Source organism: Frankia sp. AiPa1 (genome assembly GCF_023243075.1).
Taxonomy (GTDB): domain Bacteria; phylum Actinomycetota; class Actinomycetes; order Frankiales; family Frankiaceae; genus Frankia.
On record NZ_JALKFZ020000179.1, the window covers coordinates 1 to 24,024 of the forward strand.

Consider the following 24,024-nt stretch of genomic DNA (forward strand, 5'->3'; position numbering starts at 1 on the left):
CCGAGGTCGAGCTCAAGGAGAAGAAGCACCGCATCGAGGACGCCGTCTCCAACGCCAAGGCCGCCGTCGAGGAAGGCATCGTCGCCGGCGGTGGCGTCGCGCTCCTGCAGGCCGCCACCAGCGCCTTCGAGAAGCTCGACCTCTCCGGCGACGAGGCCACCGGCGCTCTGATCGTGGAGCGGGCTCTTGCTGCCCCACTGCGCCAGATCGCGAGCAACGCCGGATTCGAGGGCGGGGTGGTGGTCGAGAGGGTGCGCGGCCTGCCGGCCGGCCAGGGCCTGAACGCGGCCACCGGCGAGTACGTCGACATGGTCGCCGCCGGGATCATCGACCCCGCGAAGGTCACCCGTTCGGCGCTGCGGAACGCCGCGTCGATCGCCGGCCTCTTCCTCACCATCGACGTCGTCGTCGCGGACAGGCCGACGCCGGGGGCGGCCGGGGGCGGGGGCGACCCGGGCGGCATGGCCGGCATGGGCTTCTGAGCCGGATGACTTCTGAGCCGCACGGACTTCTGAGCCGGCGCAGTCGTCCCGGCCGCCGGACTTCGCGCCAGCTTCACTCCTCCGGTCTGGCGGCGGTGTCGCCGTGTCTCGCGCCGACACCGTCGCGTGGCCAGTCGCCGGAGGACAACACGGGTCCGCTCGCCGGCACGGTGGGTGCCGGCGAACCCCGCGCCGTGCCGGTCGGTCCACTCGCCGGCGCCAACCAGAAGGTGGGTCTCGTGCCCCTGCGCTTTGGCTTCCTCAGTACCTATCCACCGACTCAGTGCGGTCTCGCGACCTTCACGGCCGCTATGTTCGAGGAACTGAACAGTTCGGCACCCGGCGCGTCCAGCGGGGTGGTGCGCCTCGTGGACGCGACTGAGGTGGCCGGCGTAGCGCACGGCGCCGCTGGTGCCGCTGGTGCCGCTGGTGCCGCGCACGATTTCGCCGGTGCCGCGTCCGCGCCGCTGGCCCGGTCGCCCGGCCGACCTGGTCCGCCCGGCCGATCGGTCGTGGTCGGAGATCTCGTTGCCGGGACACCGGGCGGTCCGCGTGAGGCCGCGCGCCTGCTGAACGGTTTCGACGTCGCCGTGGTGCAGCACGAGTACGGCGTGTACGGAGGCCCGGACGGCGACGAGGTGCTCGCGGTGCTCGATGCCCTCGACGTCCCGGTGATCGTCGTCCTGCACACCGTGCCGCAGGAACCAACGCCGCATCAGCGGCACATCCTGGAGTCCATGGCCGCGTCCGCGGATGCGGTGGTCGTGATGACCGAGACCGCACAGGTCCGGCTCGTCGAGGGTTTCCGGGTCCACCCACGCCGGGTGTTCGTCATTCCGCACGGCGCGACGGGTGGCCGCCGGGGGCCCACGGACCGCGGCGGCAGGCCGACCGTCCTGTCCTGGGGGCTGCTCGGACCGGGGAAGGGCATCGAGTGGGGCATCACCGCGATGGCGCGGCTCGCCGACCTCGACCCTGCCCCGCACTACATCGTCGCGGGCCAGACCCATCCGAAGGTCCTCGCCCGGGAGGGCGAGGCCTACCGGGAGCGGCTGGCCGCGCGAGCCCGCGATCTCGGCCTGACCGACTCGGTCAGCTTCGTCGACCGCTACCTCGACCCGGTGTCACTGGCGGAGCTCGTGCGCCGGGCCGATGTCGTGCTGCTTCCCTACGACTCGGTTGACCAGGTGACATCCGGCGTGCTCATCGAGGCGTTCGCCGCGCTGCGGCCGATTGTCGCCACCCGGTTCCCGCACGCGGTCGAGCTACTCGGCGACGGCAGCGGCCTGCTCGTGCCACACCGGGACCCGGACGCGATCGCGGCCGCGGTGCGCCGCATCACGACGGACGAGACGGTGCGCGCCGATCTGGCGGCCGCCGTCGACGCCAAGGCCCCTGACCTGCTGTGGCCGGCGGTCGCCGCCCAGTATCGGCAGATGGCCGCCGGGCTGGTCGCCCGCCGTGGGAGCCGGCCGTCGGCCGCGCCCGTGTCGGCGGCCCGGTGAACGCCGCGCCCGCGGTCTCGTTCGACCACCTGTTCCGGCTCACCGACGACATCGGCCTGTTCGAGCACGCCCTCGGTTCGGTGCCGCGCCGGGAGCACGGCTACTGCGTGGACGACGTCGCGCGCGGGCTGGTCGTCCTCGCCCGCGAGCCGTCACCCGGGCTCGACCTCGTACGGCTGTTCGAGCTCTACCTCGACTTCGTGCTGGCGGCGCAGGCGGCGGACGGCACCGTCCGCAACCGACGCGACAGCGACGGACGGTGGATGGACGATCCCGGTCTCGGTGACTGCTGGGGCCGGGCCCTGTGGGGGCTGGGCACGGCGGCCGCCACCGGGCCGACCCGCCGGTTGCGGGCCCGGGCCCGGGACGGCTTCCTCGCCAGCGCGGGGGGCCGCTCGCCCTGGCCGCGGGCGATGACGTTCGCCGCGCTCGGCGCCGGGGAGGTGCTGCTTGCCCATCCGAACGACGAACCGGCGCGCGCGCTGCTCACCGCGGCCGTCGCGATGATCGGACCGGTCGGCGCCGACCCGGGTTGGCCGTGGCCGGAGCCCACTCTGCGGTACGCCAACGGCGCCGTGCCGGAAGCACTGATCCTCGCCGGCATGTGCCTGCCCGACAAGGCGCTGCTCGCGGACGGACTGCGGCTGTTGGCCTGGCTACTCCAGGTGGAGACCCGTGGCGGGAGCCTGTCGCTGACCCCTGTCGCCGGCCGCCAGCCGGGGGCGGATCGCGGGCCCGCTTTCGACCAGCAGCCCATCGAGGCCGCGGCTATCGCGGACGCCTGCGCCCGCGCCCACGCGGCCACCGGACGCAGAAGATGGCTGGCCGGCCTCGGCCGCGCCCGCGGCTGGTTCCTGGGGGATAACGACGGCGCGACGCCGTTGCTCAACCCGGACACCGGCGGCTGCTACGACGGGCTCGAGCGTGCTGGCCGCAATCTCAACCAGGGCGCCGAATCGGCGCTCGCCCTGCTCTCCACCGCTCAGCACGCCCGCCGCCTCCTGGCCGCGACCCCGTGACCGCCGCGACGCGCCGTGACCGCCGTGACGCCGTGACGCCGTGACTGGGAGCACCCGGAGGCCCACGGGTGCCCGGACGACCGAGAACGAGCTGGTCACGCGGCATCCGCTGCTACTTACGCCGGACAGCGGCCGGGTCATCGCGCGGCTCTTCCTGCCCGGGGAGGAAGGCAGCCAGCCGCACTCCCGCGCCGCTGGCATCGTGGACCGTGTGCTTGCCCTGCCCGAGCCGGAGGTCGACAGCCTGGTCGCCGACCTGCTCGAACGGTTCGAGCCCCGCCACCGGGACTACCGGGGCATTCTGGCGCGGCACGCCGCGGTGGTGGCTTCGCGGGTTCCGGCGCCCGCGGAGCTCTCCCCGGCGCGGGCTCTGCTGCTCGGCGCGTGTTTCACCGCCGAGTACGCGGTGGAGGGGGCGGCGGTCACCAACCCCTCGGCGGTGCCGCACCCCGACCAGTCCGGGCTGCCGTCCGGAGCCCTGCGGCTGGCGTTGAGCCTGCGTGCCGTCGGAGAGGGCCATCTGTCGTCGATCGGCTTCGCCGTCGGTGTGATCGGCCCAGGCCCGACGGTGCGCCTGGAACCGCGGACCGGACCGCTCACCACCGGCGTCACCGCATCCGTCGAGTGGGACGCCACCCGCCTGCGCGCCGTGCTCACCGAACACGGACTCGACGACGAGGTCACCCGGGCCGTCCTGGGGGGACTGGACTCGCCGTCACCCGAGGGCGAGTCCGAGAGCGAACCCGACCCCGATCTCTCCCGCGCCTTCGCCGCGGTTCCCCCCGACCTGCTCCGTCGCCCCCAGGCACCCGGGATCCTCGCCGGCATCCGTTCGATCGCCGGATCGCTGCGGCGGGTCGCCTTCCCTCCGGACAGCACTCTGACGCAGCGGGTGTTGTGGCCCACCGTCGCCAGCGAGAGCAACGGCATGGAGGATGCCCGATTCGTCCGGTTCACCGCACCGGACGGGACGGTCGACTACCGGGCCACCTACACAGCCTTCGACGGCACGGACATCTCCCCGCGCCTGCTCACCAGCCCCGACCTGCGGGTCTTCACCACCGCACCGCTTGCGGGCCGGGCCGCCCGGAACAAGGGCATGGCACTGTTCCCACGACTGATCGATGGTCGCCACCTCGCGCTGTGCCGTTCCGACGGTGAGTCGACCGGTCTGACAGCCTCCGGGGACGGCCAGGTGTGGGAGCCCGCGCGTCCACTCCACGGGCCGCGGGTCGCCTTCGAGCTGCTCCAGGTGGGCAACTGCGGCTCCCCGGTGGAGACGCCGGCGGGCTGGCTCGTGCTCACCCACGGCGTCGGGCCGATGCGGACGTACACCATCGGCGCGATCCTGCTCGCTCTCGACGATCCGGGACGGGTGATCGCGGCGCTGCCCGAACCGCTGCTCGCCCCGGCCGGGCAGGAGAACGCGGGCTACGTCCCCAATGTCGTCTACTCGTGCGGAAACGTGATCCACAGCGGACTGCTGTGGCTGCCGTACGGGATCGGCGACAGCCGGATCGGGATGGCCAGCGTGCCCGTCGACCGTCTCCTCGCGCGCATGGTTCCGCACCCGGTGTGACCCTCGAGCGGGCTCAGGAGACGGGACGACCCAGAACGCCCGCGTAGACGGCGAGGTAGTCGGCGACCATCCGCGCGCTGGAGAACCGCCGTCGCGCCGTCGCCCCGCAGGCGGCGCGGTCCAGTGCCGCGGCGCGATCCACCGCGGCCGCCGCGGCCACCGGTCCATCCACCAGGAAGCCGGTCACCCCCTCGTCGACCACCTCCGGCATGGCTCCGCGCGGGTGGGTGACGACCGGGGTACCGCAGGCCATCGCCTCGACGACCGCCAATCCGAACGGCTCGTCGAACGCGATCGGATGCAGCAGCACGGCCGCTGATCCCAGCACCTCCGCCCGTGCGGCCGGCCCCACAGCGCCCAGATAGCGGACCCGGTCCCCGTCGACGTGCGGAAGCACCTGCTCGGCGAAGTAACGCTCGTCCTGGACGATTCCGCAGATCACCAGGCGCCGACCCGCGCGTCGGGCGATGTCGACGGCGACCGCGGTGCCCTTGTCGGGATGGATCCGGCCGAGCACGACAAGGTCGTCTCCGCCCGCCGCCGAGAACGGGAGCGTGTCCAGGTCGACGCCGTGGTACACGGTCGCGACATAGTCCAACTCCGGACTGCGATCGGCGTCGGAGATCGACACGTACGCGGAGGCCGCCCGCGCATAGGCGGGCACAATCCGCGGATCGGAGAAACCATGCACCGTCGTGACCATCGGAGCCCGGAAACTCGGCGCGAAGGCGAGCGGCAGCCAGTCGAGATGGTTGTGCACGATGTCGAACTCACCCGAGCGGGCCAACACGTGGGCCACGTGCAGGGCCTCCCACACCCGGCCGTCGAGGGACGGGGCCTCGGCGTACCCCCGCGGGCACACGCCGTCCAGCCGGCCGGCCGTCACCGAATCGAGCGTCGCGAACAACGTGACGTCCACCCCGTGCCCGAGCAGGCCCTCCGTGAGAAGGCCGGCGATCTGCTCCCAGGGGCCGTAGTGCCGGGGCGGGGTACGCCAGGCGACCGGCGCGAGCATCGCCACCCTCACAGCACGACCCGTTCCGCGGGGCCCGCTCTGGCGATCACCGAGAAGATGCCGGCCGGGCGACGACGTCGCCCTCCCCCACCCCGCCCGCCGCCTCCGGCGGCAGTGTCTCCGGCCTGCCCACCGGGGCTACGCGAAGCCGGATGGGCGCGCCGCCATCGTCGTCAAAGCGCGCGAAATCGACATCGTCGAGAACAGCAATCATCTGGCCCGCCGTCATGACGGCCGCCTAACCCCGGCGATGAAGACCGCCGGATGACCACGACCGGCGACGACATCGATCGAGTGTCGACATTCGCGAAATACCGGCCTGCTGGCCAGGGTAGCACAGTTCCTGTACGCACCGTGTCGGCATTTATCCGGGCGCGGTGTCGAACCGGAGACCTTCCGCTTTTCAGGTCCAACTGACCGCTATTTCGGCGTCTGTAAAAATAGATCTGATCGGCGCTGTTGCGTTCCGGGGAGGCGGGGCAGGCCAGCGGCCTCGGTGATCGGCGGCCAGACGGCGGCGGCGAGTTCGGTGAATGCGACTGCCAGCCTCAGCTGTGGGTTGGTGTTGACGGCGAGTTCGTAGTGGCCGCAGCGGATGTTCTGGGACGGACACGACGTCGACGCATCACCCGATCATGGCCGATCGGACGCCCCGCGATGGCCGACTTCGTCAATGCAACAGTGCCTGCTCAGCCGTGATCCGGTCGCAGATCCGGTTCCTGCTGTGGCGCTGCCTGCGCGGAGCATCAAGATCCTCCCGGAGGGTTCGGTCGATCTCCGCCGGCTCGGGGGCTGGCTCCCGGACCCCGTCGCCGCGCGTGGCGGCCATGCGGCCTGCCCTGGGGCGGAGGCGGAGGCCACTTGACCGGAGGCATCCTCCGATTTACTCTCGGTTGCGATCGGAGGCATCCTCCGTTTCATCTGTTCAGGGGGCGAGAAGGAGGTAGGCAATGGGGACGGCCTACTACAGCCACGGCGCAGCCAGGCGCGCGGAGGCCGAGCATCGATCCCCCGGGAGAGGTCAGGAAAGACCCGTCACAGAACGGGTGGGCGACTGCCGGATGAACTCTCCTTTGAAGTGGGGGCGATGGCGACCGACGCGGGCCTCACTTCGTATCACGCCATGGTTGCGCGCGGCGGGGCGAAGAAGGGTATGCGGGTCGGGATCATCGGCCTTGGTGGCCTCGGATACATCGGCGCGCGCATCGCCGTATTCAAGGGGGCCGAGGTCTACGCGGCCGAGCTGAACCCGGAAACCCGCGCGCGGGCCGCCGAGATCGGGCTGACCGGCGTGGCCGAGTCCATCACCGAGTTCGCGGACAAGGACCTGCAACTGATCGTGGACTACCGGATCACGCCGGAGGGCATCCCGGAGGGACTGGACCGGCTTCGCAAAGGCGGAGTCACGAGTCGCCTCATCGCCCTGTACGAGGACTGAGGCGGGCACGGCGCGCGTGCTGCTCGCCGCGATGACGCGCAGCGCACGACTGCCACCCTCGGGACGCTTCGCCGCCATGGGCGGCCTGCACGCCGGGCCGGTGGCCGCCCTCGCTGGCGCACCGGTCCTCGTCCGGCCGGGCGATCCGGTTCGGCCGGCCGGCCGGTTCTGGTCTGCCACTGGCCGGGCGCTTCCGGCAGGCGCCTGCACCATCCGCGCTCACGAGCGGGGCAGCCACGCCAAATTTAACCGGAGGGTGCCTCCGATTTACCGTTGAGGTACTTCGGAGATAGCCTCCGTTTTCGATCGGCCACCTTACGGGAAGAGTGCGGGAGAGCGTATGAGCGCCAAGGAGCAGCAGGGCCGCAAGCCCCGCGCCGACGTCCAGCGCAATCGCGCGACCCTCCTGGACGCGGCCCAGCGCCACTTCCTGCGGGACGGGGTCGGCACGTCACTGGAGGCGGTCGCCAAGGAGGCGGGCGTCGGGCCGGGAACGCTGTACCGGCACTTCCCCACCCGTGAGGCCCTGCTGTCGGCCGTACTCCAGTCCCGCACCGAGGAACTGGTGACCCGCCGGGCGGACATCGCCGGCATCGACGACGCCAGCACGGCGCTGACGCAGTGGCTGCGGGCGATGGAGGACTACCTCAGCGCCTACAACGGACTGCCGGAACCCCTCATGGCGGCGACCCGGGCGCAGGACCCGGACAATCCGCTCACCGTCCCCTGTGACGAGCTCATCGCCACGACCGGCGAGTACGTGCGAGCCGCACAGCGCACAGGGTACGTACGCCCATCGGTGACGGGCTACCACCTGTTCCTCGCGGCCTGCTCGGTCGCCTGGATCAAGGGCACCGGCGCCACCGGAGAATCGGTCGACCGGCTGCGGGCGCTCGTCGCCCACGGATACCGCGAGCCGGACGACCGCACCTAGCGGTCGGCAACTCGCCCAGGACCGGGCCGCCGAAGGGCCCCGGCGCCCCACGGGATCCGGCAAGGCCCGGCAATCCCGCCGCACCGTCATCACATCCGTGACACAACCCTCGAAGGGACAAATCATGAAAATAACTGTTATCGGAGCTGGAGCCATCGGTGGAAATCTGCCCGAGCGCTTCGCCGCCCTCCCCGACAACCCCACCCTGGACGACGTCGTCGGGATGAACCGCGCCGCCCACCGCTGACACCCCCATGACCCGCTCACAGATGCTCCTGGCCATGCAGTTCACCAGCGGCTACGGATCCGAGCCCGGGGCATGGCGGCTGCCCGGGGCGAACCTGTCCAGCTACACGGACATGGACCAGTTCGTGCGCTACGCACAGGCCGCCGAGCGCGGCAAGATCCAGCTGCTGTTCATCGCGGACACCCCGGTCCTGGACGTGGACCTGGAGACCGCGCACCCGCACCACCCCATCGACCCGATCATCGTCCTCACCGCCATCGCGCGGGAGACCGAGCGGATCGGCCTGGTCGCCACCGGCTCCACCACCTTCAACGAGCCCTTCAACCTCGCCCGCCAGTACAAGGCCCTCGACGTGATCAGCCGCGGTCGGGCCGGCTGGAACGCGGTCGCCACCTCCCACCCGGCGGCCGCGGCGAACTTCGGCTCGCAGCTTCCACCCCGCGCGGAGAAGTACGAGCGCGCCCACGAGTTCGTCCAGATCGTGCAGGCGCTGTGGGGCAGCTGGGAGAAGGACGCCTGGGTCCTCGACGTCGAGGGCAAGCGGTTCGCCGACATGGGCAAGATCCAGCCGGTCAACCTGCAGGGCCGCCACGTCGCCTCCCGTGGCCCGCTGCCCATCCCGCCGTCCGAGCAGGGGCAGCCGGTCATCTTCCAGGCGGGCGGCGGCAGTTACGGCCTGGAGCTGGCGGGCCGGTACGCCGACGGCGTGTACGCCAACCCGATGACGATCGACGACGCCATCGCCCAGCGGGGCGCCCTGCGGGACACCGCCAAGCGGGCCGGGCGCGACCCGGACGAGGTGAAGATGTTCGCCGGCTTCATGCCGACCATCGCCTCCTCCCGCGACGCCGCCCTGGAGCGGCGCCGCTTCCTGGACGAGTCCGTCGACCTGCGCCAGCGCGTCCGCTACCTCGGCGCGATGATCGGTCTGCCGCTGAGCCACGAGCAGCTCGACAAGCCGCTGACCACGCGCCAGTTGGCCGATGCTGTACCCAGCCCGCACGATGCTCGCTCAGCCCGCGCCCTTGAGGTGGCGCGAGAGGGCTGGACTCTGCGGGATGTCCTGGCGCACGGCGTCATCGACTACCACCCGGTCGTCGCCGGCACCGCCACCGACGTGGCCGACCACATGCAGGAATGGTTCGAGGCCGGGGCCTGCGACGGCTTCTCGCTGGCCATCGACGGTTACCACGACGGCGTCGACGCCTTCGTCGACCAGGTCGTCCCCCTCCTGCAGGAACGCGGCCTCTTCCACCACGACTACGAGGGCCCGACCCTGCGCGACCACCTCGGAGCCCGCGACCAGTACGGACTCGACCCCCGCGTCACAGAAACGGCCCGCTGATGACCAACACCCACCTCCCCAGCACCGTGTCCCTGCAGGCTCCCAACTCCTGGCGATCATCCGCCGCACCAGACGCCTCGGCCTCAACATCCTCGGCCTCCACCAGGCTGGACCTGCCGCCACGTTCGCCCGGCCGGGCCGGGGCAAGTTCGACGACGTCTCGGTTGGTGAGCGTCCGGTAGTCGGCCTGCCAGGTGGCCGGTCAGTCACGGTGGAGGCGGACAGGCCGGCACCCGAGCCGAGGAACTGTTCGAGTGCGGGCACGAAATCGCCCGAGGACAGCCGCCGGGCGCCCTCCCGGACGATCTGTGGTCGGTAGGGGTACAGGTGTCCGATCGGATGATCACCGTGTCGGCGAGGCCGAGGTAGTCGTCGTCGGCCGGTCCGCCTCCGACCTCCTCGCTGATCACGGTCTGCGATCCGAGCGTCGGTGCGGCGGGACCACTCATGGGACGCAGCGTAGAAGCGACTCGACCGACCACGAAGGGGCCTAGTTCCGCTCAGTGGAAGAATCACCCGCGTGGCGGGGAACACGAGCGGCCCGGGCGCGACCGTCGTCGGACGGATCATGGCGATCCTCGGGACGTCGACGCCGCACCACACCCGGCTGCCACTGTCGGAGGTCGCGCGGCGGGCGGAACTGCCGCTCACGACGATCCATCGCCTCGTCGGCGAGTCCAGCGGATTTTCATCGACCATCATGGACCGTCTCTCCACCGTCCACCGCCAGCACCGCTCCGGTGATGAACGATGCTCGGGGCGAGAGGAGGAAGGATATCGGTTCGGCGACCTCGACCGGGGCGCCTAGTCGGCCCCGTGCGGTCAGAGTCGCGATGAAGTCGAGCGCGTCGGCGGAGTCGGAGACGTCGCCGCGGAGCATCGGCGTATCGGTGGGGCCAGGGCAGACGCAGTTCACGCGGATGCCCGAGGACGCGAGCTCGTGGGCGGCGGCCCGCGACCAGTGGATGAGCGCGGCCTTGGAGGCGGCGTACGCGGCGAAGTCGCGATAGGCACGCAGGCCCGTCGCGGAGGCGACCGTGACAACGGACGGGCGGTCTCCCTCCGCGAGCAGGGGAAGGAACTGGGCGATCGCGTCGGCGGGAGCCGCCGCGTTGAGTGTGAGGAGCGCGCGGCGAGTCTCGGGAGAGGTGTCCGCGATGCTCCCGCGGTGGGAGGCTCCAGCCGTGATGACGAGGCCGTCAAGTGCCGACCAGCGCGCCCGGACCCGATCCACGAGGGCCGCCACCGACCTTTCGTCGAGGAGATCGACGTTGTCCCCGTCAGGGGTCGTCTGGAGATCCGCGGAGTGCACGATGGCTCCGTGACCGCGGCAGAGCTCGGCGGTCGCGGCGCCTATGCCCGAGGCCGCTCCGATAACGAGGATCCGACGTCCGGCCAGCTCGCCGCGAGCATTATCGATCATGATGCCCTCCATCGCGGGGTTTCATCAGGCGAAACACTTAGGTCCACATGCGTTACCTTGGGCGCAGGCTTAGGCCCATGAGACGTGGACCACACACGTTCTGACCTCGGAGAGGAGACGAGGTGTCCGACGTTGGCCCGAAAAGCTCGTCACTGTCAGTGAGCCATGTGCGATCTGTCGACCGCGCTCTGGAGATCCTCACGTGCTTCAGCAGTGCCCACCCACGCCTGACGCTGACCGAGTTGGCGCAGGGAGTGGGGCTGTCGAAGGCGACTACTCTTCGTATCGCCGGTTCGCTGCTCGCCTACGGCGTCCTACGGCGTGACGAGGACGGCAGCTACCGGCTCGGCACCCGCCTGCTCGAGCTCGCGCCGGTCGCCGCGAAGGGTTCGCCCGTGGCGTCGGTGACCGAGCGGATCGTGGCGCGGCTGGCCGAGCGCACCGGCGAGACCGTCCTGGCCGCGGAGATCGACTGGCGCGACCGCAGCCTGGTGATCATCCAGCGCCGGGACGCCGAGCACGTGCTGGGCGTCCTGTCGCCGGTCGGCCGCAGGTCCCTGATCGCCAATGGCTGCATCGGGAAGGCCGCCCTGGCGAGTCTGCCGCGTGACCAGGTGGTGGAGCTGATGCCCGCGCTGCGGCTGCCGCGGCGCACCGACCGGAGCATCACCGACACCGACGCCTTCCTGGCCGAGATCGACCGGGCCAGGGAGCGCGGCTATTCCGTGGAGAGCGGTGAGTTCGCCACCGGTGTCGCGGGGGCGAGTGTGGTGGTGCTGGACAAGGGGCGGGCCGCCGGCGCCGTCGCCGTCATCGCCCCGGTGTCGCGGTGCGGGTCGCGGCGGCTCACCGCCATCGGTGAGCTGGTGCGCGAGTGCGTCAGCCACGTCGCCGCCGGCCGATGATGGTGGACACGGCGACCGCGACGATCAGTACGCCGCCGTAGAAGACGTTGGAGATCCAGGCGGCCAGCCCCAGCTCCTGGAGACCGATGACGCCGGTGGCGAGGAAGTACGTGCCGATCCAGGTGCCGATCGGATTGAAGCTGCCCGGGCGGACAACGGCCGTGCCGATGAACACTGCGGCGTAGGTGGGCAGGAGGTAGGTGCCCGAGGAGTTGGGGTCGAACCCGCCTACGCCGGTGACCAGCAGCACCCCTCCCCCGGCGCTGAGCAGCCCCGCGAGGACGAAGGCCCCGAAACGGATGCGGTTGACCTGGACTCCCGCCAGCCGTCCGACTTCGCGGTTGGCGTGAACGAAGCGCATGTGGCGGCCGAGGGGCGTCAACGCGGTGACGTAGGCGACGATGAGGACGAGGGCGATGCCGTAGTAAAACGAGATAGGCAGCCCGAATACGTCGGTGAGCGCGATTGCGGAGACGTGCGGGTCCAAGCCGCTGACGCTGTTGAGGTCGGTGCTCCACAAGGCGAGCCCGAGGAGCAGCGTGGACATGCCGAGGGTGACCACGATGGGGTTCACCCCGAGGTACACGATCAGCGCACCGTTGACGACACCAACGAGAACGCCGGCGGCCAGGGCCGCGAGGCAGGCCACCGCGATGGGCACATGGTGCTGGACGGCCAGTACTGGCAGCAGTGTGGCGGCCAGGCCGAGCACTGAGGCGATGGACAGGTCCACGAACTCGCCGACCATGATCGTACACAGCACGGCCATCGCGAGGAACAGCAACGGCGCCTGCGACCCGAAGATCGTCTTGAAGGTGCCTGACGTGGCGAACTTCGATGGCTCCAGAACCGCGAAGACCAGTGCGAGCAGGATCCAGAGGCCGACCATGGTCCACCGCTCGGTGAACCGGAGCACAGCTGCCGGCGCGCCGAGGCTCAGTTGCTTGGTCTCAGTTGCCATGGCGGGTGGCCCCCTCGAGTGTCGCTTCGGAGTAGATGCCGTCGAGTAAGGCCTCGACGGTGTGGCCGGCGGTCAGCTCGCGTCCACGGCCGCCGTGGACGAGGAGGATCCGGTCGCACAGCTCGATGAGTTCGGCCGGGTCGCTCGCGATGACCAGGACGGGTGTTCCGGTCGCCGCCTGGCGACGGATGGCGGAGTGGATGTCCCGCCGGGCGCCGACGTCGACGGCTTGGGTGGGCTCGTGGAGGACCAGGAGCCGCGGGCTGCCCAGCATGGCCCGTCCGACCAGGACCTTCTGCTGATTACCGCCGCTGAGCGTGCGCACCAGGGCGTCGGGGCGGGGCGGTCGGACGTCCAGTCCCTCGATCACCGCCCGCGTGTCCGCGTGCTGCCCGGCCCCGACCAGCGGCCGGATACCGCCACGGCGCAGCCGGGACAGCGCGATGTTGTCCTCGATCGACAACTCCAGTGCCAGGCCGCGGCGGGCTCGTTCGGCCGGGACGACGTGGATGCCCGCGTCTATGGACTTGCGAGGCGTCAGTCGGCGCAGGTCCAGCACGGTCTCGCCGAGGCGGAGCTCTCCCCGGCTGCCCGGGGTGCCGGTCAGTAAGGCGGGCACCTCCTCGTGACCTGAACCGGCCAGACCGGTGATACCGACGATCTCCCCGGCCGCCAGCGACACCGACAGGTCGGTGAGCAGTCCGCCGCCCACCTCCCGCAGCTGCAGCTCAGCGTGGCCTCCGGCCTTCGCGCTCGGGTGGGCGGCGGCCGTGTCCAGCGCGTGCCCGAGGATGAGCCGGGTCAGGTCAGGGGCGGTGAGCCCGGCCGTCGATGCGCCTGAGGCGACGACGCGGCCGCTGCGAAGCACGGTGACGCGGTCGGCGAGCGTCAGCACCTCGTCGAGGTTGTGGCTGACGAGCAGTACGGCCGTGCCTTGTTCCGTGAGCGCCCGAGTGAGGTTGTGGAAGTGGCCGAGCGAGTCCGGTGGCAGCGCCCGCGTGGACTCGTCGAAAATGGCCAACCCTCCCCCGCTGGGCAGGTTGCGCACGCTGCGGGCGATCGCGACGCTGACCTGGTCGGCGATCGGAAGGTCACCGACCAGGGCGTCGAGCGCGACCTGCTCGCCGACGCGCTCCAGCGCGTCGCGGGCCTGCTGAGTGGCGCGCCGCCGATTGATGAGGCGGGTGACCCTGTGCCGTGGCCATGAACCGACGCAGATGTTGTCGACGACGGAGTCGCCCGGGTTGAGCCCGAGGTCCTGGTGGACGACTGAGACTCCGAGGCTACGGAGATCCGCCGCGCGGGCGGGCAGTGCCAGGTGCCGGCCGTCGACCATCACCTTTCCCCCGGCGTCGGCGCCCTGGTAGCCAGTGAGGATCTTGACGATGGTGGACTTGCCGGAGCCGTTCTGCCCGACGAGCGCGTGGACCTCGCCGGGTGCGACGTCGAAGGCGGCGTCGTGGAGCACCCGGCTGAACCCGTGCGTCTTGGACAGCCCGGTGATGCTGAGGCGGTGCGGGCTCAATTGCCCAGTCCCCACAGCCGGGTGAACATCTGCTTGTAGGCGGTGCTGCCGTACCAGTCACCGGAGGTCTGTGCCTGGTTGGTGAGGTCCAGGCTCCCGATGTTGGCGGCGGTGAACAGCCGCAGCGGCACCTGGTAGGTGATGGGCGCGGCCCCGGTCAGCAGGCGCAGCAGTTGGTCGGACATCGCCCAGCCCTGGTAGGCGAAGTTCGTGCCGACGTCGGCGCGCAGGAACGTCCCCGACTTCAGCGTCTGGAGCTGCGCGAGGAGGCCGCCGGTGGAGGCGCCCTTGACCGCGTTGAGCTTCCCGGTCTGCTGGACGCCCTGCTGGGTCGGTGCGGCAAACGCGTCGAACTCCGAGACGACGTAGTCGGTCGTGGGGTTGGCGATCAGCGCGGCGCTGGTGGAGGAGGGCATCAGCGAGTAGTTGGCGGACTGGATCTTGTTGACCGTGACGGTGCAGGAGGAGCAGGCGCTCTTGAGGGCCGGAATGAAGCCGTTCTGTACGTAGGCGATCGGCGGCGGCGCATCGGTGACCTCGTTGATCAGTACCCCGGCCTTGCCGTGGCTGTCCGCGGCGATCCACTGGGCGAGGACCTGCAGTGCCTGCATCGGGTTGCCCGGGACGTAGGCGAGCGAGGCGTCGCCCGGCGAGTCACCGTCCGGGTTGGGCTCGTCGGCGATCACGACCGGGATGTGCGCCGCCTTGAGCTGCCGGATGCCCTCCGCCACGAACCCGGCAACGATCGAGTCGAAGACGACACCCGCCGCCTGGCCGTTGATGGCGCTGGTGACGCAGCCCGCGATCGTGGAGGGGTTGGCGTCTCCGCTGCAGGCGTGGACGCCGATGTGGGCGGTGCCGAGCGCCTCGGACAGGCTGGTCTGCACGAGTTGCGTGGTGGTGATCTGCGAGCTCAGCGGGATGTACCAGACGGTCTTGCCGGCCAGGCTGGAGACGCCGGTGACGGCGGGGCCCGGCTCCTTGTAGGCGCTGTCCGCTGCCGGGGCCATGGCCTTGGTGAGGGAGGCGGACAGCGTCGGGGCGGAGGTGGGGGACGCTCCTTCGGAGCCCGCGTCGGAGCTACAGCCTGCTAACACGAGCCCGAAGGCGATGAAGGCTCCGGCGAGCCGGATGGCGGACGAACGTAACATGATGATGCCCTTCGGGGGGTTGGTGTCGGGGTGCGATGCGTTGCGGGTGTCGGGGCGATCAGGCGCTGCGGACCAGGTACTCCCAGGCGCGGGAGAGCTGGTCGGGGCCGTAGCACCGGTCGCGCTTGGCCAGGGCCTCGGGCTCGTCGGACCAGGTGAAGTCGGCGCCCAGCAGTCCGAGCTGCATCCGGCACGCCTTCTCCAGGAAGATCGCCGTCATGACCGCGGTCGGGACGTCGGGCCCGACGGTCACCAGCCCGTGCTGCCGGAGCAGAACGGCGTTGCGGTCGCCGAGCACGCCCGCGAGCGACGCGCCGAGGGCGGAGTCACGGACGAGGTCGCCGGTCTCCGTGAAGACAGGCAGGTCAGGGGGCCAGAACAGGGTGCCTTCGTGCCCGATCGGCCGTGGCGTCTGCCCGGTCGCCGCGAGGGCGACCGCGGACTCGGCGTGGCTGTGGACGACGGCTCCGACATCGGGTCGCACGGCCATGATCTCGGTGTGGATCGGGTACTCCAGGTGGACCTTGCCGTCACCGTCGATCCGCCGCCCCGACCGGTCGATGCGGATGACGCGGTCGGCGGTGATCTCCTTCAGGCCGAAGCCTGCCGCCTTCATCCACACTCCGTCACCCACCGGGTCGCGCTGCGACAGGTGCCCCCAGATCATGTCGGCGTTCCCGTTCGCCGCGAGGATGCGGCAGCCGAGCGCGACCTCCACCGCCGGGGCCGTCACGGCCGGTCCTCAGTGAGGAAGTCACCGACGATCCGGTTGAACTGCTCGGGCTGTTCGTACATCGGCCAGTGACCCGCGCCAGTGATCATGTCGAAACGGGCGTTGGGCATGATCTCGCTGGCCCGGCGGCCGACCTCGGGAGGGGTGGTGGGGTTGTTGTCGGTCCACACGATGAGCGCCTGGTTCTCGATCCGCGCGAGCGCCGCCTCGTCGAACATGTGCGCCCGGTTCTCCGTGCTCGGCTGCTCGGCGACCAGCTTGGCCTGCGCCTTCTCGCTGCCGGGGAGGGTGTAGTAGCGGTACCGGCACTCGACCAGCTCGTCGGTCACGGACGCGGGGTCTGCCATGAGCCACTCCAGGCGGGCGCGGACGCTCTCGCGCGTGGGCGTCGCGGTGGCCTTGGCCGTGACGGCCTGGACCCGGGCGTGCACCTGCTCACTCTCGGCGGCCCGGTCGGCCGTGGACAGCAGGACTCCGGCGCCGGTGACCGACACCAGCCGGGCCACGCGGTCGGGGTGGTGCAGGGCGGTGTAGAAGGCGGTCCAGCCGCCGAGCGACTGACCGACCAGATGAGCCCGGTCGGCCCCAATGGCGTCGAGGAAGCCGATGAGGTGCTCGGTGAAGATCGGAGCGTGGTAGGTGACGTCCTCGGGGCGGGCGGTGAGACCGTGGCCGAGAGCATCGATCGCGTAGACGCGCAGGCCCCGGTCGGCGAGCGGGCCGAGGTTGCGCAGGAATGCCTCGGCGTGCCCGGTGAGGCCGCCCATGAGGATCACGGGCTCTCCCGCACCCGCCTCGATCGATCGGGTACGCCAGCCGGCGGCGTCGCGGAAGCGGATCTCGGCGCCGAGTGCGTCGGTCCAGAAGGTCACGGGTGTGCTCCAAGGAAGTCGAGGATGGCGGTGTTGACGGTGTCCGGCCGTTCGAACTGCGGCCATTGCTTCGCGCCTGGCACGGTCACGACCTGGGCGCGGGCCGCCTGTGCGGCGGACCGCACGACGGCCGGCGGGGTGTGCCCGTGCTCACCACGCACGAACAGCGCGGGAACGGTGAGCTCGCCGAGCCGCTGGGGGGTGAGCAGCCAGGGCGAGTGATCGGCCGCCCGCACCGACCGGTGCACCGCGCGTGCCTCGTCCGGCGCGTACAGGCGGGCTCGCACCAGCACCAGTTCCGGATCGAGCGCTTCGGGATCGGCCAGCAGCCCCCGCAGCCGCGTCGCGACGGCCGCCGCGGTGGGCTGCTCGTAGGCCTGCCCTCCGGACCGGTAGGCGGCGCGGACCCTGGTGTCGGACAGGCGTTCGGCCTCGTCCTGGAGCCCGGCGGGCTCGATCAGGACCAGTCCGGCCACCCGATCGGGCGTCGCCAGCGCGAGCAGCGCCGCCGCCCAGCCGCCGAGGGACTGCCCGACCAGGTGGACCCGGTCGAGGTGCAGCCGGTCCAGGACCGCCGTCGCGTGCGCGGTGAGCGTGTCGATGGTGTAGCGGCCGTCCGCCGGACGTTCCGTCAGACCGTGGCCGAGCAGGTCCAGGGCGATCGCCCGGTACCCGCCCGCGGCGACCGCGGCCAGGTTGCGGGCGAAGGTCTCCAGGTGACCGCCCCTGCCGTGCAGGAAGACCACCGGTGGCCCCTCGCCGATGAGCACGGCCCGGGTGCCGACCCCGGCCACTGGGATGACACGCAGCTCGGCGCCCAGCAGATCCGTCCAGAGGCTCACAGGTGAGCCGCGAGGAAGTCGAGCGAGCGCTGCCAGGTGAGCTCGGCCGCCTCCCGGTGGTGGCTGGGGTGGGTGTCGTCGTGGTACGCGTGGCCGGCGCCCTCGTACACGAGGACCTCGGCGTCCTGGCCGCTCTCGCCGAGCGCCTCGGTCAGCCTCTTCACCTGGTCGAGCGGGATGACCTCGTCGCTACCGCCGAAATGCGCCTGCACCGCGCAGCGGACCGTGTGCGCGGTCTCGATGCGCGAGCGGGTGCGGCCGGTCGGGCTGTAGGCGGGCGGGAGCTCGGGCAGGCCGTAGAGCGCGACCACACCCGACAACCGGTCGGTCCGCGTCGCCCAGGACAGCACGAGCCCGCCGCCGAGACAGAAGCCGATGGCGACCGCCCGCGAGGCGTCGACATCGCCGCGCCCGGCCAGGTAGTCCAGGCCCGCCTCCAGGTCGGGGATGGCCTGCTCGTCGGCGGCGGCCAGGAACGCCTTCGCCCGGCGCTCCTCCGGCGTCGTGTAGTCCTGGGGCGGGCGGCCGCCGATCCTGCTGTACAGATCGACGGTCAGGCAGGCGTACCCGGCGGCGGCGATCCGTTCGGTCACGTCCTGCCGGTGCTGGGTGACGCCGAGGTTCTCGTGCGCCATGATCACCACCCGCGGCGGCGGGCCGTCGGACGTCGCCGGAACGGCCAGATACCCGCGGATCTCATCACCGCCGCTGGGGAAGGTCACCCACATGGTCGCCTCCTCGGGCGTCGGGAGTGCGTACATGGCGCTGTGCGGAACCCCGAGGCTGACCATGAGGTTGCGCAGAGCGACCGGATTCATGCCGCCAGCCAGCAGCCAGGCGGCGTCCCTGGCCAGCACGGCCCGCCGCTCCCGATTGGTGAGCGGATAGTCGAGCAGCGCCTCGGCCAGGTCCTCGCGCAGCTCCGCGCGGCGGTGCTCCAGGTCCCAGGCCAGGCGGTTGAGGCCGACGAGGTTCATGGCGCCACCTCGAAGGCGGCGATGCCGATGCCGACGGTCCAGGCAGGCATCGGCCGGTAGGCGTAGGTGCGGGCAGGCCCGCACCCGGCCGCACCTACGGCGATCAGCCAGGTCCGCAGCTCCAGCGCGCCGTTGCCGGCCTCGTGCTCGATCCAGCGGTCGCTCCAGTCGAGCGTCTCCGCCACCCCGCCCCGTTCCAGGAGGGACAGGAACGCCTCGTCGAAGGCCGGATTGATGTCGCCGAAGCGCGGCAGCCCGACCCAGTGCGACAGGCCGCCGGTCGCGATGACCCCGATACGGGCCTCCCCCGGTGTCTCCCGCAGGGCCTGGCCGAGTCGCAGGCAGCGGCGCAGCGTCGGCAGCGGCGGGGTGTTGCAGTTGACGAACAGCGGCACCACCCCGGCGGCGGCGGCGGCCGGCAGCTTGGTGCAGGGCACCGTGAAGCTGTGGTCCAGGCGCATCGTGTGCGACCGGGCGGTCTCGAACCCGGCCTCAGTCAGGCCATGGAGCAGCTCGGCGGCGAGCCCCGGGCGGCCCTTGATCCGGCCACCAGGGTTGCCGAATTCGCCCCAGCCCTCGAAGTCGTCGGCGACGCCGAGACAGAAGGCCGGGTAGTTGTCCAGCCCGAACGTCTCGTAGTGGTCGGTGGCGACCACGACGACGCCGTCGAGTTCGGCGGAGGCGATCTCGGCGTCCAGACGGCGCCAGGCGTCGTGCAGGACGCCGGAGTCGGCCGGGGCGGTGTGCGGGTCCTTGACGATCGCGCCGACGTGCGAGGTCGCCGCGGCGAGGACGACACGAACCATCAGGCGTCCAACAGACGCAGGTCGTCGAGGTCGTCGGCGCCGCGCCGGACCACGTCGGTGGCGTGCAGCGTGCCGCACGAGGGGCAGGCGTAGCGGCGCAGCTCCAGCTCATCGCTCAGCCGGGTCGCGTGGCTCACCTCGTGCACGTCGTGGCTGACCTGGCGTCCGGCGTACTGCCGCCATGGCTCGTTCGCGGGGGCCAGAATGGTCCCGCAGGCGCAGCCGATCCAGTGGCCGCCGCCCGCTCCCAGGACTGAGAGCCGGTCGCCGAGCGGGTGCAGGCGGACGGCGTCGTCCGGGGCCGCCGGCAGGGCTCGTCGCGTGGGCCAGGTCAGCCGGTCCGCTCGGAGTTCGGCCCTGCGCCGCTCGGTCTCCTCGGCGGCCACCCGGCCGTCGACGAGGACCGCGCCGTACAGGCGGGCCGCGGCGTCCGCGGTGATCGCGCCGAGGTCGAGGTCGGTCTGGAGGTCGGTGACCGGCCGGTCGAGCGGGTCGCCCCAGCCACCGCCCGCCTGCGGCACGGTCGCGAGGATGTCGTGCTCACCGAGCCCGTACTGGCCCTGGCGTCCCCGCATGACGGGCCGCTCGCCCGAGAGGGTCTCCAGGTCCGGAAGTTCACCGGCCGCCAGCCGTGCCTTGACATCGCTGCCGTGCAGGACGGTGCGGGTGTTCTGTGCCCCCGGGTAGCCTCCGAAGATCCCGGTGGAGTTCGGCGCCTCCCAGCCGTGCGCGGAGTTGAGCGCCGTGACGTCGCGTCCCCGGTGGATCGCGTAGACCGCCCCCATGCTCATGCCACCGCGGTGTCGCCCGGCCCCACCGGAGTCGGGCACGAGGCCGCGCCACAGGTACAGCAGCGGCGAGTCCATCTCGACGGCCTCCACGTTGGAGATCCGCTGCCGCTCGATGTTGTGCTGCCCCTGGGTCCAGGCGCCGTCGCGGTGGCTGTAGGCCGCGCCGCCGGTTGCCAGGCAGTCCATGATCACGTAGGTCTGGCGGGCCCCGTCCTCGCCGGCGCCGGTGAGGACGAACTTGTCCGGGCCGCCGGCAGGGGTGGCCTGTGCCTCTGGCAGCAGCTCCTCGGAGCAGGCGGCGAGCTTGGACAGGCACTCGACCGCCGTCATCTCGACCATCCACCCGGCCTCCAGCGCGCCACCGCTCACGGCCGCCGGACGGGCCGCGTTGCAGATCAGACCCTCGGGACACTCGACCTCGACGACCTGGAACAATCCCTCGTTCCACGGGGCGTCGAAGGCGAGCGTCGGCAGCAGCGCCGCCGCGATGCCGGCCATCATTCCCGAGCGTGCGCAGTTGATGTAGCCCTTGGCCTGCGGCGACGACGCCGAGAAGTCGAAGTGCAGGGTGTCGCCGCGCTTGGTGAGGACGAGGTCGACCTCGTAGACCTCACCGAGCCCTCCGTCGTTGTCGAGGAAGGCCCGGGAGTGGAGGCGGGCGTCGGGCAGTTTGGCCAACCGGTTGCGCAGCCGACGCTCCGACAACTCGATCAGGTTGGCCATGACCGTGCGGACGGTCTGCGCGCCGTACTTCTCGGCCAGTCCCGTCATGGCCTTGATCGCGGTGTTGTTGGCGCCGACGAGCGCCCGCAGGTCGAGGTTGACCGTCGAGGGCATCCGGGTGTGGGCGAGGACGACGTTCCACACGTCGCCGCGGACCTTCCCGGACTCGATCAGCTTCACGGGCGGCAGCTGGAGCCCCTCCTGGAAGGAGTCGGTGGCGTCGATGCAGAAGCTGCCGGGCGTCATTCCGCCGACATCCACCATGTGGCACATCGCACCAGTCCAGGCCAGCAGCTCACCTTCGAAGAAGATCGGCGCGATGAGCCCGACGTCCTGGGCGTGCACCGTGCCCTTCCAGGGGTCGTTGACGAGGAACATGTCGCCGGGGTGGATGCCGGGATCCTCCGTGCAGTCCTCGATGACCGACTGGGTGATGGCGGCCATCGACGACGCGTGCGAGAGGATTGTGCGGCCCATCGCGGCCACGGAGCCGTCGGGCAGGTAAAGCCCGACGTTGTAGTCGCTGGCCTCCACCACGTGGGTCGAGCCGGAGATCGCCGCGAGCGTCGCACCCTGCTCGTCGGTGATGGCCAGCAGCCGGTGGCGGATGACCTCGAAGGTCACGGGATCGATGGTGGTCACGCGTTCCCCCTGCAGTCGATGATGAGGTTGTTGCCGTCGTCGACCAGCAGCGACTGGGCGGGGCCGAGGACGACGGTGGTACCGGGGAACTCGAGGATCGCCGGGCCGTGCAGCTCCGCTCCGGGTCCGAACTCCTCACCCCTGAACACGCCGGTCGACACCCGGCCGGTCTCGGGGAAGTGCACGAACCGCTCGCCGATGCGTGCCGTCCGCAGGTCGGTCGTTCCGGCCGCTGCGGTCTCGGAGACCTCGGTGACGCTGACGCGGCCCTCCACGCGCAGGGTGTGCAGCTCGACGCCGGCGCCCAGCAGCGCGGTACCCGCGCCGTAGACCCGCTCGTAGACGGCCTTGAACTCGGCGACGACGCCGCGGAGCACCTCGGTGGTGACCTCACCGTCGGGGACCACGACGGGCAGCTCGTGCGACTGGCGGCGGAACTTGAGGTAGGCGATACGCACGAACCGGGCGCGCGGATCATCGTCCAGATCGGCCCCGCACTTGTCGACGAGGTCGTTGAGGGCGGCGTCGATCCGCGCGGCGTCGAGGTGCTCGGCGGGATCGGGCGCGCCTGGAGGCGTGCGCTGCACGTCGGTCATCTGCACGGCGCGGTACCGGTCGGAGATGACCGTGCCGTAGGCAGAGTGGACGGTGGCCGTGGGCGGTACCACCAGCGTGTCGATACCGGCCGCCTCGGTGTAGGCGTAGGCGTGGGTCGGGCCGGCGCCGCCGTAGGCGTACACCACGAAGTCGCGGGGGTCGTGCCCCTGCTCGACGGTGACCTTGCGCAGCAGGTCGGCCATCTGGTTGTCGGCGACCCGCCGGATCCCCGCGGCGGCCTCCTCCACCGACAGCCCGAGGGGTCCGGCGACGTGCTCGCGGATGGCCTTCTCCGCCAGCGCCGGGTCCAGCGGCATCTGGCCGCCGAGGAAGTACGCCGGGTCGATGATCCCGAGGACCACGTCGGCGTCGGTCACGGTCGGGCGGTCGCCCCCTCGCCCGTAGCAGGCGGGCCCGGGGACGGAACCGGCGCTCTCCGGGCCGACCACGAGCACGCCGGACTCGTCGACCGAGGCGATCGACCCGCCGCCCGCCCCGATCGCGGTCACCTTGATGCGGGGCATCGCCAGGTGCAGATCACCGACCTCGCTGACCCGCTCGACCAGCGGCGCCCCCTCGATGATCAGTCCGACGTCGAAGCTCGTACCACCCATGTCCGAGGTGATCACGTTGCGGTGCCCGAGCCGTTCGGCCAACGCGAGCGAGGCCAGCACTCCCCCGGCCGGGCCGGAGGTCAGCATCGACGCCGAACGCTGCGCGGCGTCCTGGGCCCGCATGACACCGCCGCCGGAGTCCATGATCGAGAACTCGCCCTGGAAACCCGACGCGCGCAGCCGGTCCTCCAGCCCCTCGACGTAGTTGCGGATGACCGGGCCGAGGTAGCTGTTCACCACGGTCGTGGCGGTCCGCTCGTACTCGCCGATGACCGGGGCGATCTTGTGGGAGAGCGTCAGGTAAGCCTCGGGCCACTCCTCGGTGATGATCCGGGCGGCCTCGGCCTCGTGCGCGCCATTGACGAACGACCACAGGAACGACACGGCCAGCGCGCGCACGCCGGACGCACGCAACCGGCGTACGGCGGCGCGGATCTCGTCCTCGTTCAGGGCGACGATCTCGGCGCCCGCCGCGTCGGTCCGCTCGGTGATTCCCTCGATCCACTCACGCGGCACGATCTGGTCGGGATTGCGACGCCGACTGTAGTGACCGGTGGCGGCGCCCATTCCCACCCAGGACGTCATCGACCGCTGAATAGCCATGGTGTCGGTGAATCCGCGGGTCGTCAACAGCGCGGTCGGCGCGCCCTTACGTTCGATCAACGCATTCGTGGCCGCCGTCGTGCCGTGCGCGAAATAGCGGACGGACGCGCAGAACTCCACGAGACCCATCCGATACGAGTCGGCGGCCAGTTCAAGCGCGGAGACCACTCCGACAGCACGGTCCTGCGGCGTTGTCGGCGACTTGAACAGGCGGGGAGGACTTCCCTCCTCCAGCACCACCAGGTCAGTAAACGTCCCACCGACATCAGTGCCGACAAAGAACCGTCTGATCATA

Annotated in this window: 22 protein-coding genes and 2 pseudogenes; 10 read left to right on the forward strand and 14 right to left on the reverse strand. The window is 71.2% G+C overall.

Translation table 11 applies throughout. From position 1 onward, the window contains the following. The 4 genes from MXD95_RS23145 to MXD95_RS23160 form a co-directional block, all read left to right on the forward strand. The coding region (locus tag MXD95_RS23145; RefSeq protein ID WP_285223738.1) for a TCP-1/cpn60 chaperonin family protein at nt 1–482 on the forward strand (482 nt) is incomplete at its 5' end. Nucleotides 483–721: 239 nt separating this feature from the next. After that, nucleotides 722–1,987 carry a glycosyltransferase gene (locus MXD95_RS23150; protein WP_250642812.1) on the forward strand — a complete coding sequence of 422 codons (1,266 nt, stop codon included), beginning with the start codon at nt 722–724 and terminating at the stop codon, nt 1,985–1,987. Beyond that, the gene (locus MXD95_RS23155) at nt 1,984–3,006 is read left to right on the forward strand and encodes a glycosyltransferase (protein ID WP_250642813.1); all 1,023 of its coding nucleotides are present in this window, start codon (nt 1,984–1,986) and stop codon (nt 3,004–3,006) included. The genes MXD95_RS23150 and MXD95_RS23155 overlap by 4 nt, the downstream gene beginning before the upstream one ends. 40 nt (nt 3,007–3,046) lie before the next feature. Further along, on the forward strand, nt 3,047–4,585 hold the full coding sequence (locus MXD95_RS23160; protein ID WP_250642814.1) for a glycoside hydrolase family 130 protein: 1,539 nt from the start codon (nt 3,047–3,049) through the stop codon (nt 4,583–4,585). Between the two features lie 13 nt (nt 4,586–4,598). Here MXD95_RS23160 and MXD95_RS23165 read toward each other — a convergent pair whose 3' ends face one another. The 3 genes and pseudogenes from MXD95_RS23165 to MXD95_RS23175 form a co-directional block, all read right to left on the reverse strand. After that, a complete protein-coding gene (locus MXD95_RS23165) occupies nt 4,599–5,600 on the reverse strand; it encodes a glycosyltransferase family 4 protein (protein WP_250642815.1) in 1,002 nt (333 codons plus the stop codon). 46 nt (nt 5,601–5,646) lie between these two features. Beyond that, nucleotides 5,647–5,829: a hypothetical protein gene (locus MXD95_RS23170; protein ID WP_250642816.1), complete on the reverse strand. Its 183-nt coding sequence runs from the start codon at nt 5,827–5,829 to the stop codon at nt 5,647–5,649. Nucleotides 5,830–6,110: 281 nt separating this feature from the next. Beyond that, nucleotides 6,111–6,203 (reverse strand): annotated as a pseudogene (locus tag MXD95_RS23175) (IS6 family transposase); the annotation flags it as partial. A 484-nt stretch (nt 6,204–6,687) separates the two neighbouring features. Here MXD95_RS23175 and MXD95_RS23180 point away from each other — a divergent pair. From MXD95_RS23180 to MXD95_RS28690, 5 genes and pseudogenes are all read left to right on the forward strand, one after another. Beyond that, complete coding sequence (locus MXD95_RS23180) at nt 6,688–7,038, forward strand: MDR/zinc-dependent alcohol dehydrogenase-like family protein (RefSeq protein WP_250642817.1); 351 nt, start codon at nt 6,688–6,690, stop codon at nt 7,036–7,038. A gap of 340 nt (nt 7,039–7,378) precedes the next feature. Next, a complete protein-coding gene (locus tag MXD95_RS23185; RefSeq protein ID WP_250642818.1) occupies nt 7,379–7,972 on the forward strand; it encodes a TetR/AcrR family transcriptional regulator in 594 nt (197 codons plus the stop codon). Between the two features lie 124 nt (nt 7,973–8,096). Beyond that, nucleotides 8,097–8,219, forward strand: coding sequence for a hypothetical protein (locus MXD95_RS28685; RefSeq protein WP_285223739.1), 123 nt, complete (start codon nt 8,097–8,099; stop codon nt 8,217–8,219). A 7-nt stretch (nt 8,220–8,226) separates the two neighbouring features. Beyond that, entirely contained in the window at nt 8,227–9,564 is a 1,338-nt protein-coding gene (locus MXD95_RS23190; protein ID WP_250642819.1) for an NtaA/DmoA family FMN-dependent monooxygenase, read from the forward strand. Nucleotides 9,565–10,132: 568 nt separating this feature from the next. After that, nucleotides 10,133–10,222: pseudogene (locus MXD95_RS28690) on the forward strand (IclR family transcriptional regulator); the annotation flags it as partial. 30 nt (nt 10,223–10,252) lie between these two features. Here MXD95_RS28690 and MXD95_RS23200 read toward each other — a convergent pair. Further along, entirely contained in the window at nt 10,253–10,999 is a 747-nt protein-coding gene (locus MXD95_RS23200; protein ID WP_250642820.1) for an SDR family NAD(P)-dependent oxidoreductase, read from the reverse strand. Between the two features lie 110 nt (nt 11,000–11,109). Between MXD95_RS23200 and MXD95_RS23205 the strand changes: the two genes are divergently transcribed. Then, nucleotides 11,110–11,892 carry an IclR family transcriptional regulator gene (locus MXD95_RS23205; protein ID WP_250642821.1) on the forward strand — a complete coding sequence of 261 codons (783 nt, stop codon included), beginning with the start codon at nt 11,110–11,112 and terminating at the stop codon, nt 11,890–11,892. On the opposite strand, the gene MXD95_RS23210 is transcribed toward MXD95_RS23205, so the two are convergent. The 10 genes from MXD95_RS23210 to MXD95_RS23255 are packed head-to-tail and all read right to left on the reverse strand — an operon-like array spanning nt 11,867 to nt 24,023. Beyond that, nucleotides 11,867–12,853, reverse strand: coding sequence for an ABC transporter permease (locus tag MXD95_RS23210; protein ID WP_250642822.1), 987 nt, complete (start codon nt 12,851–12,853; stop codon nt 11,867–11,869). The two genes, MXD95_RS23205 and MXD95_RS23210, sit on opposite strands and share 26 nt — an antisense overlap. Further along, complete coding sequence (locus MXD95_RS23215) at nt 12,843–14,378, reverse strand: sugar ABC transporter ATP-binding protein (RefSeq protein WP_250642823.1); 1,536 nt, start codon at nt 14,376–14,378, stop codon at nt 12,843–12,845. Before MXD95_RS23215 ends, MXD95_RS23210 begins: the two co-directional genes overlap by 11 nt. Next, nucleotides 14,375–15,529: a sugar ABC transporter substrate-binding protein gene (locus tag MXD95_RS23220; RefSeq protein ID WP_250642824.1), complete on the reverse strand. Its 1,155-nt coding sequence runs from the start codon at nt 15,527–15,529 to the stop codon at nt 14,375–14,377. The genes MXD95_RS23215 and MXD95_RS23220 overlap by 4 nt, the downstream gene beginning before the upstream one ends. Before the next feature lie 58 nt (nt 15,530–15,587). Next, a complete protein-coding gene (locus tag MXD95_RS23225) occupies nt 15,588–16,262 on the reverse strand; it encodes a class II aldolase/adducin family protein (protein WP_250642825.1) in 675 nt (224 codons plus the stop codon). Next, on the reverse strand, nt 16,259–17,134 hold the full coding sequence (locus MXD95_RS23230; protein ID WP_250642826.1) for an alpha/beta fold hydrolase: 876 nt from the start codon (nt 17,132–17,134) through the stop codon (nt 16,259–16,261). Before MXD95_RS23230 ends, MXD95_RS23225 begins: the two co-directional genes overlap by 4 nt. After that, a complete protein-coding gene (locus MXD95_RS23235) occupies nt 17,131–17,976 on the reverse strand; it encodes an alpha/beta fold hydrolase (protein WP_250642827.1) in 846 nt (281 codons plus the stop codon). Before MXD95_RS23235 ends, MXD95_RS23230 begins: the two co-directional genes overlap by 4 nt. Further along, nucleotides 17,973–18,953 carry a dienelactone hydrolase family protein gene (locus MXD95_RS23240; protein WP_250642828.1) on the reverse strand — a complete coding sequence of 327 codons (981 nt, stop codon included), beginning with the start codon at nt 18,951–18,953 and terminating at the stop codon, nt 17,973–17,975. Before MXD95_RS23240 ends, MXD95_RS23235 begins: the two co-directional genes overlap by 4 nt. Continuing rightward, a complete protein-coding gene (locus MXD95_RS23245) occupies nt 18,950–19,759 on the reverse strand; it encodes a DODA-type extradiol aromatic ring-opening family dioxygenase (RefSeq protein ID WP_250642829.1) in 810 nt (269 codons plus the stop codon). Before MXD95_RS23245 ends, MXD95_RS23240 begins: the two co-directional genes overlap by 4 nt. After that, nucleotides 19,759–21,915 (reverse strand): hydantoinase B/oxoprolinase family protein, encoded by a 2,157-nt coding sequence (locus tag MXD95_RS23250; RefSeq protein WP_250642830.1) that lies wholly within the window; start codon nt 21,913–21,915, stop codon nt 19,759–19,761. Before MXD95_RS23250 ends, MXD95_RS23245 begins: the two co-directional genes overlap by 1 nt. Next, a complete protein-coding gene (locus MXD95_RS23255; RefSeq protein WP_250642831.1) occupies nt 21,912–24,023 on the reverse strand; it encodes a hydantoinase/oxoprolinase family protein in 2,112 nt (703 codons plus the stop codon). Before MXD95_RS23255 ends, MXD95_RS23250 begins: the two co-directional genes overlap by 4 nt. Nucleotide 24,024: the final 1 nt, after the last annotated feature.

Bases quoted from the DNA above. Each gene is read 5' to 3' on its own strand.
- MXD95_RS23180 (WP_250642817.1), top strand. From the start codon at position 6,688: ATGGCGACCGACGCGGGCCTCACTTCGTATCACGCCATGGTTGCGCGC.
- MXD95_RS23190 (WP_250642819.1), top strand. From the start codon at position 8,227: ATGACCCGCTCACAGATGCTCCTGGCCATGCAGTTCACCAGCGGCTAC.
- MXD95_RS23240 (WP_250642828.1), bottom strand. From the start codon at position 18,953: ATGAACCTCGTCGGCCTCAACCGCCTGGCCTGGGACCTGGAGCACCGC.
- MXD95_RS23185 (WP_250642818.1), top strand. From the start codon at position 7,379: ATGAGCGCCAAGGAGCAGCAGGGCCGCAAGCCCCGCGCCGACGTCCAG.
- MXD95_RS23165 (WP_250642815.1), bottom strand. From the start codon at position 5,600: ATGCTCGCGCCGGTCGCCTGGCGTACCCCGCCCCGGCACTACGGCCCC.
- MXD95_RS23210 (WP_250642822.1), bottom strand. From the start codon at position 12,853: ATGGCAACTGAGACCAAGCAACTGAGCCTCGGCGCGCCGGCAGCTGTG.
- MXD95_RS23170 (WP_250642816.1), bottom strand. From the start codon at position 5,829: ATGACGGCGGGCCAGATGATTGCTGTTCTCGACGATGTCGATTTCGCG.
- MXD95_RS23220 (WP_250642824.1), bottom strand. From the start codon at position 15,529: ATGTTACGTTCGTCCGCCATCCGGCTCGCCGGAGCCTTCATCGCCTTC.
- MXD95_RS23255 (WP_250642831.1), bottom strand. From the start codon at position 24,023: ATGATCAGACGGTTCTTTGTCGGCACTGATGTCGGTGGGACGTTTACT.
- MXD95_RS23245 (WP_250642829.1), bottom strand. From the start codon at position 19,759: ATGGTTCGTGTCGTCCTCGCCGCGGCGACCTCGCACGTCGGCGCGATC.
- MXD95_RS23200 (WP_250642820.1), bottom strand. From the start codon at position 10,999: ATGGAGGGCATCATGATCGATAATGCTCGCGGCGAGCTGGCCGGACGT.
- MXD95_RS28685 (WP_285223739.1), top strand. From the start codon at position 8,097: ATGAAAATAACTGTTATCGGAGCTGGAGCCATCGGTGGAAATCTGCCC.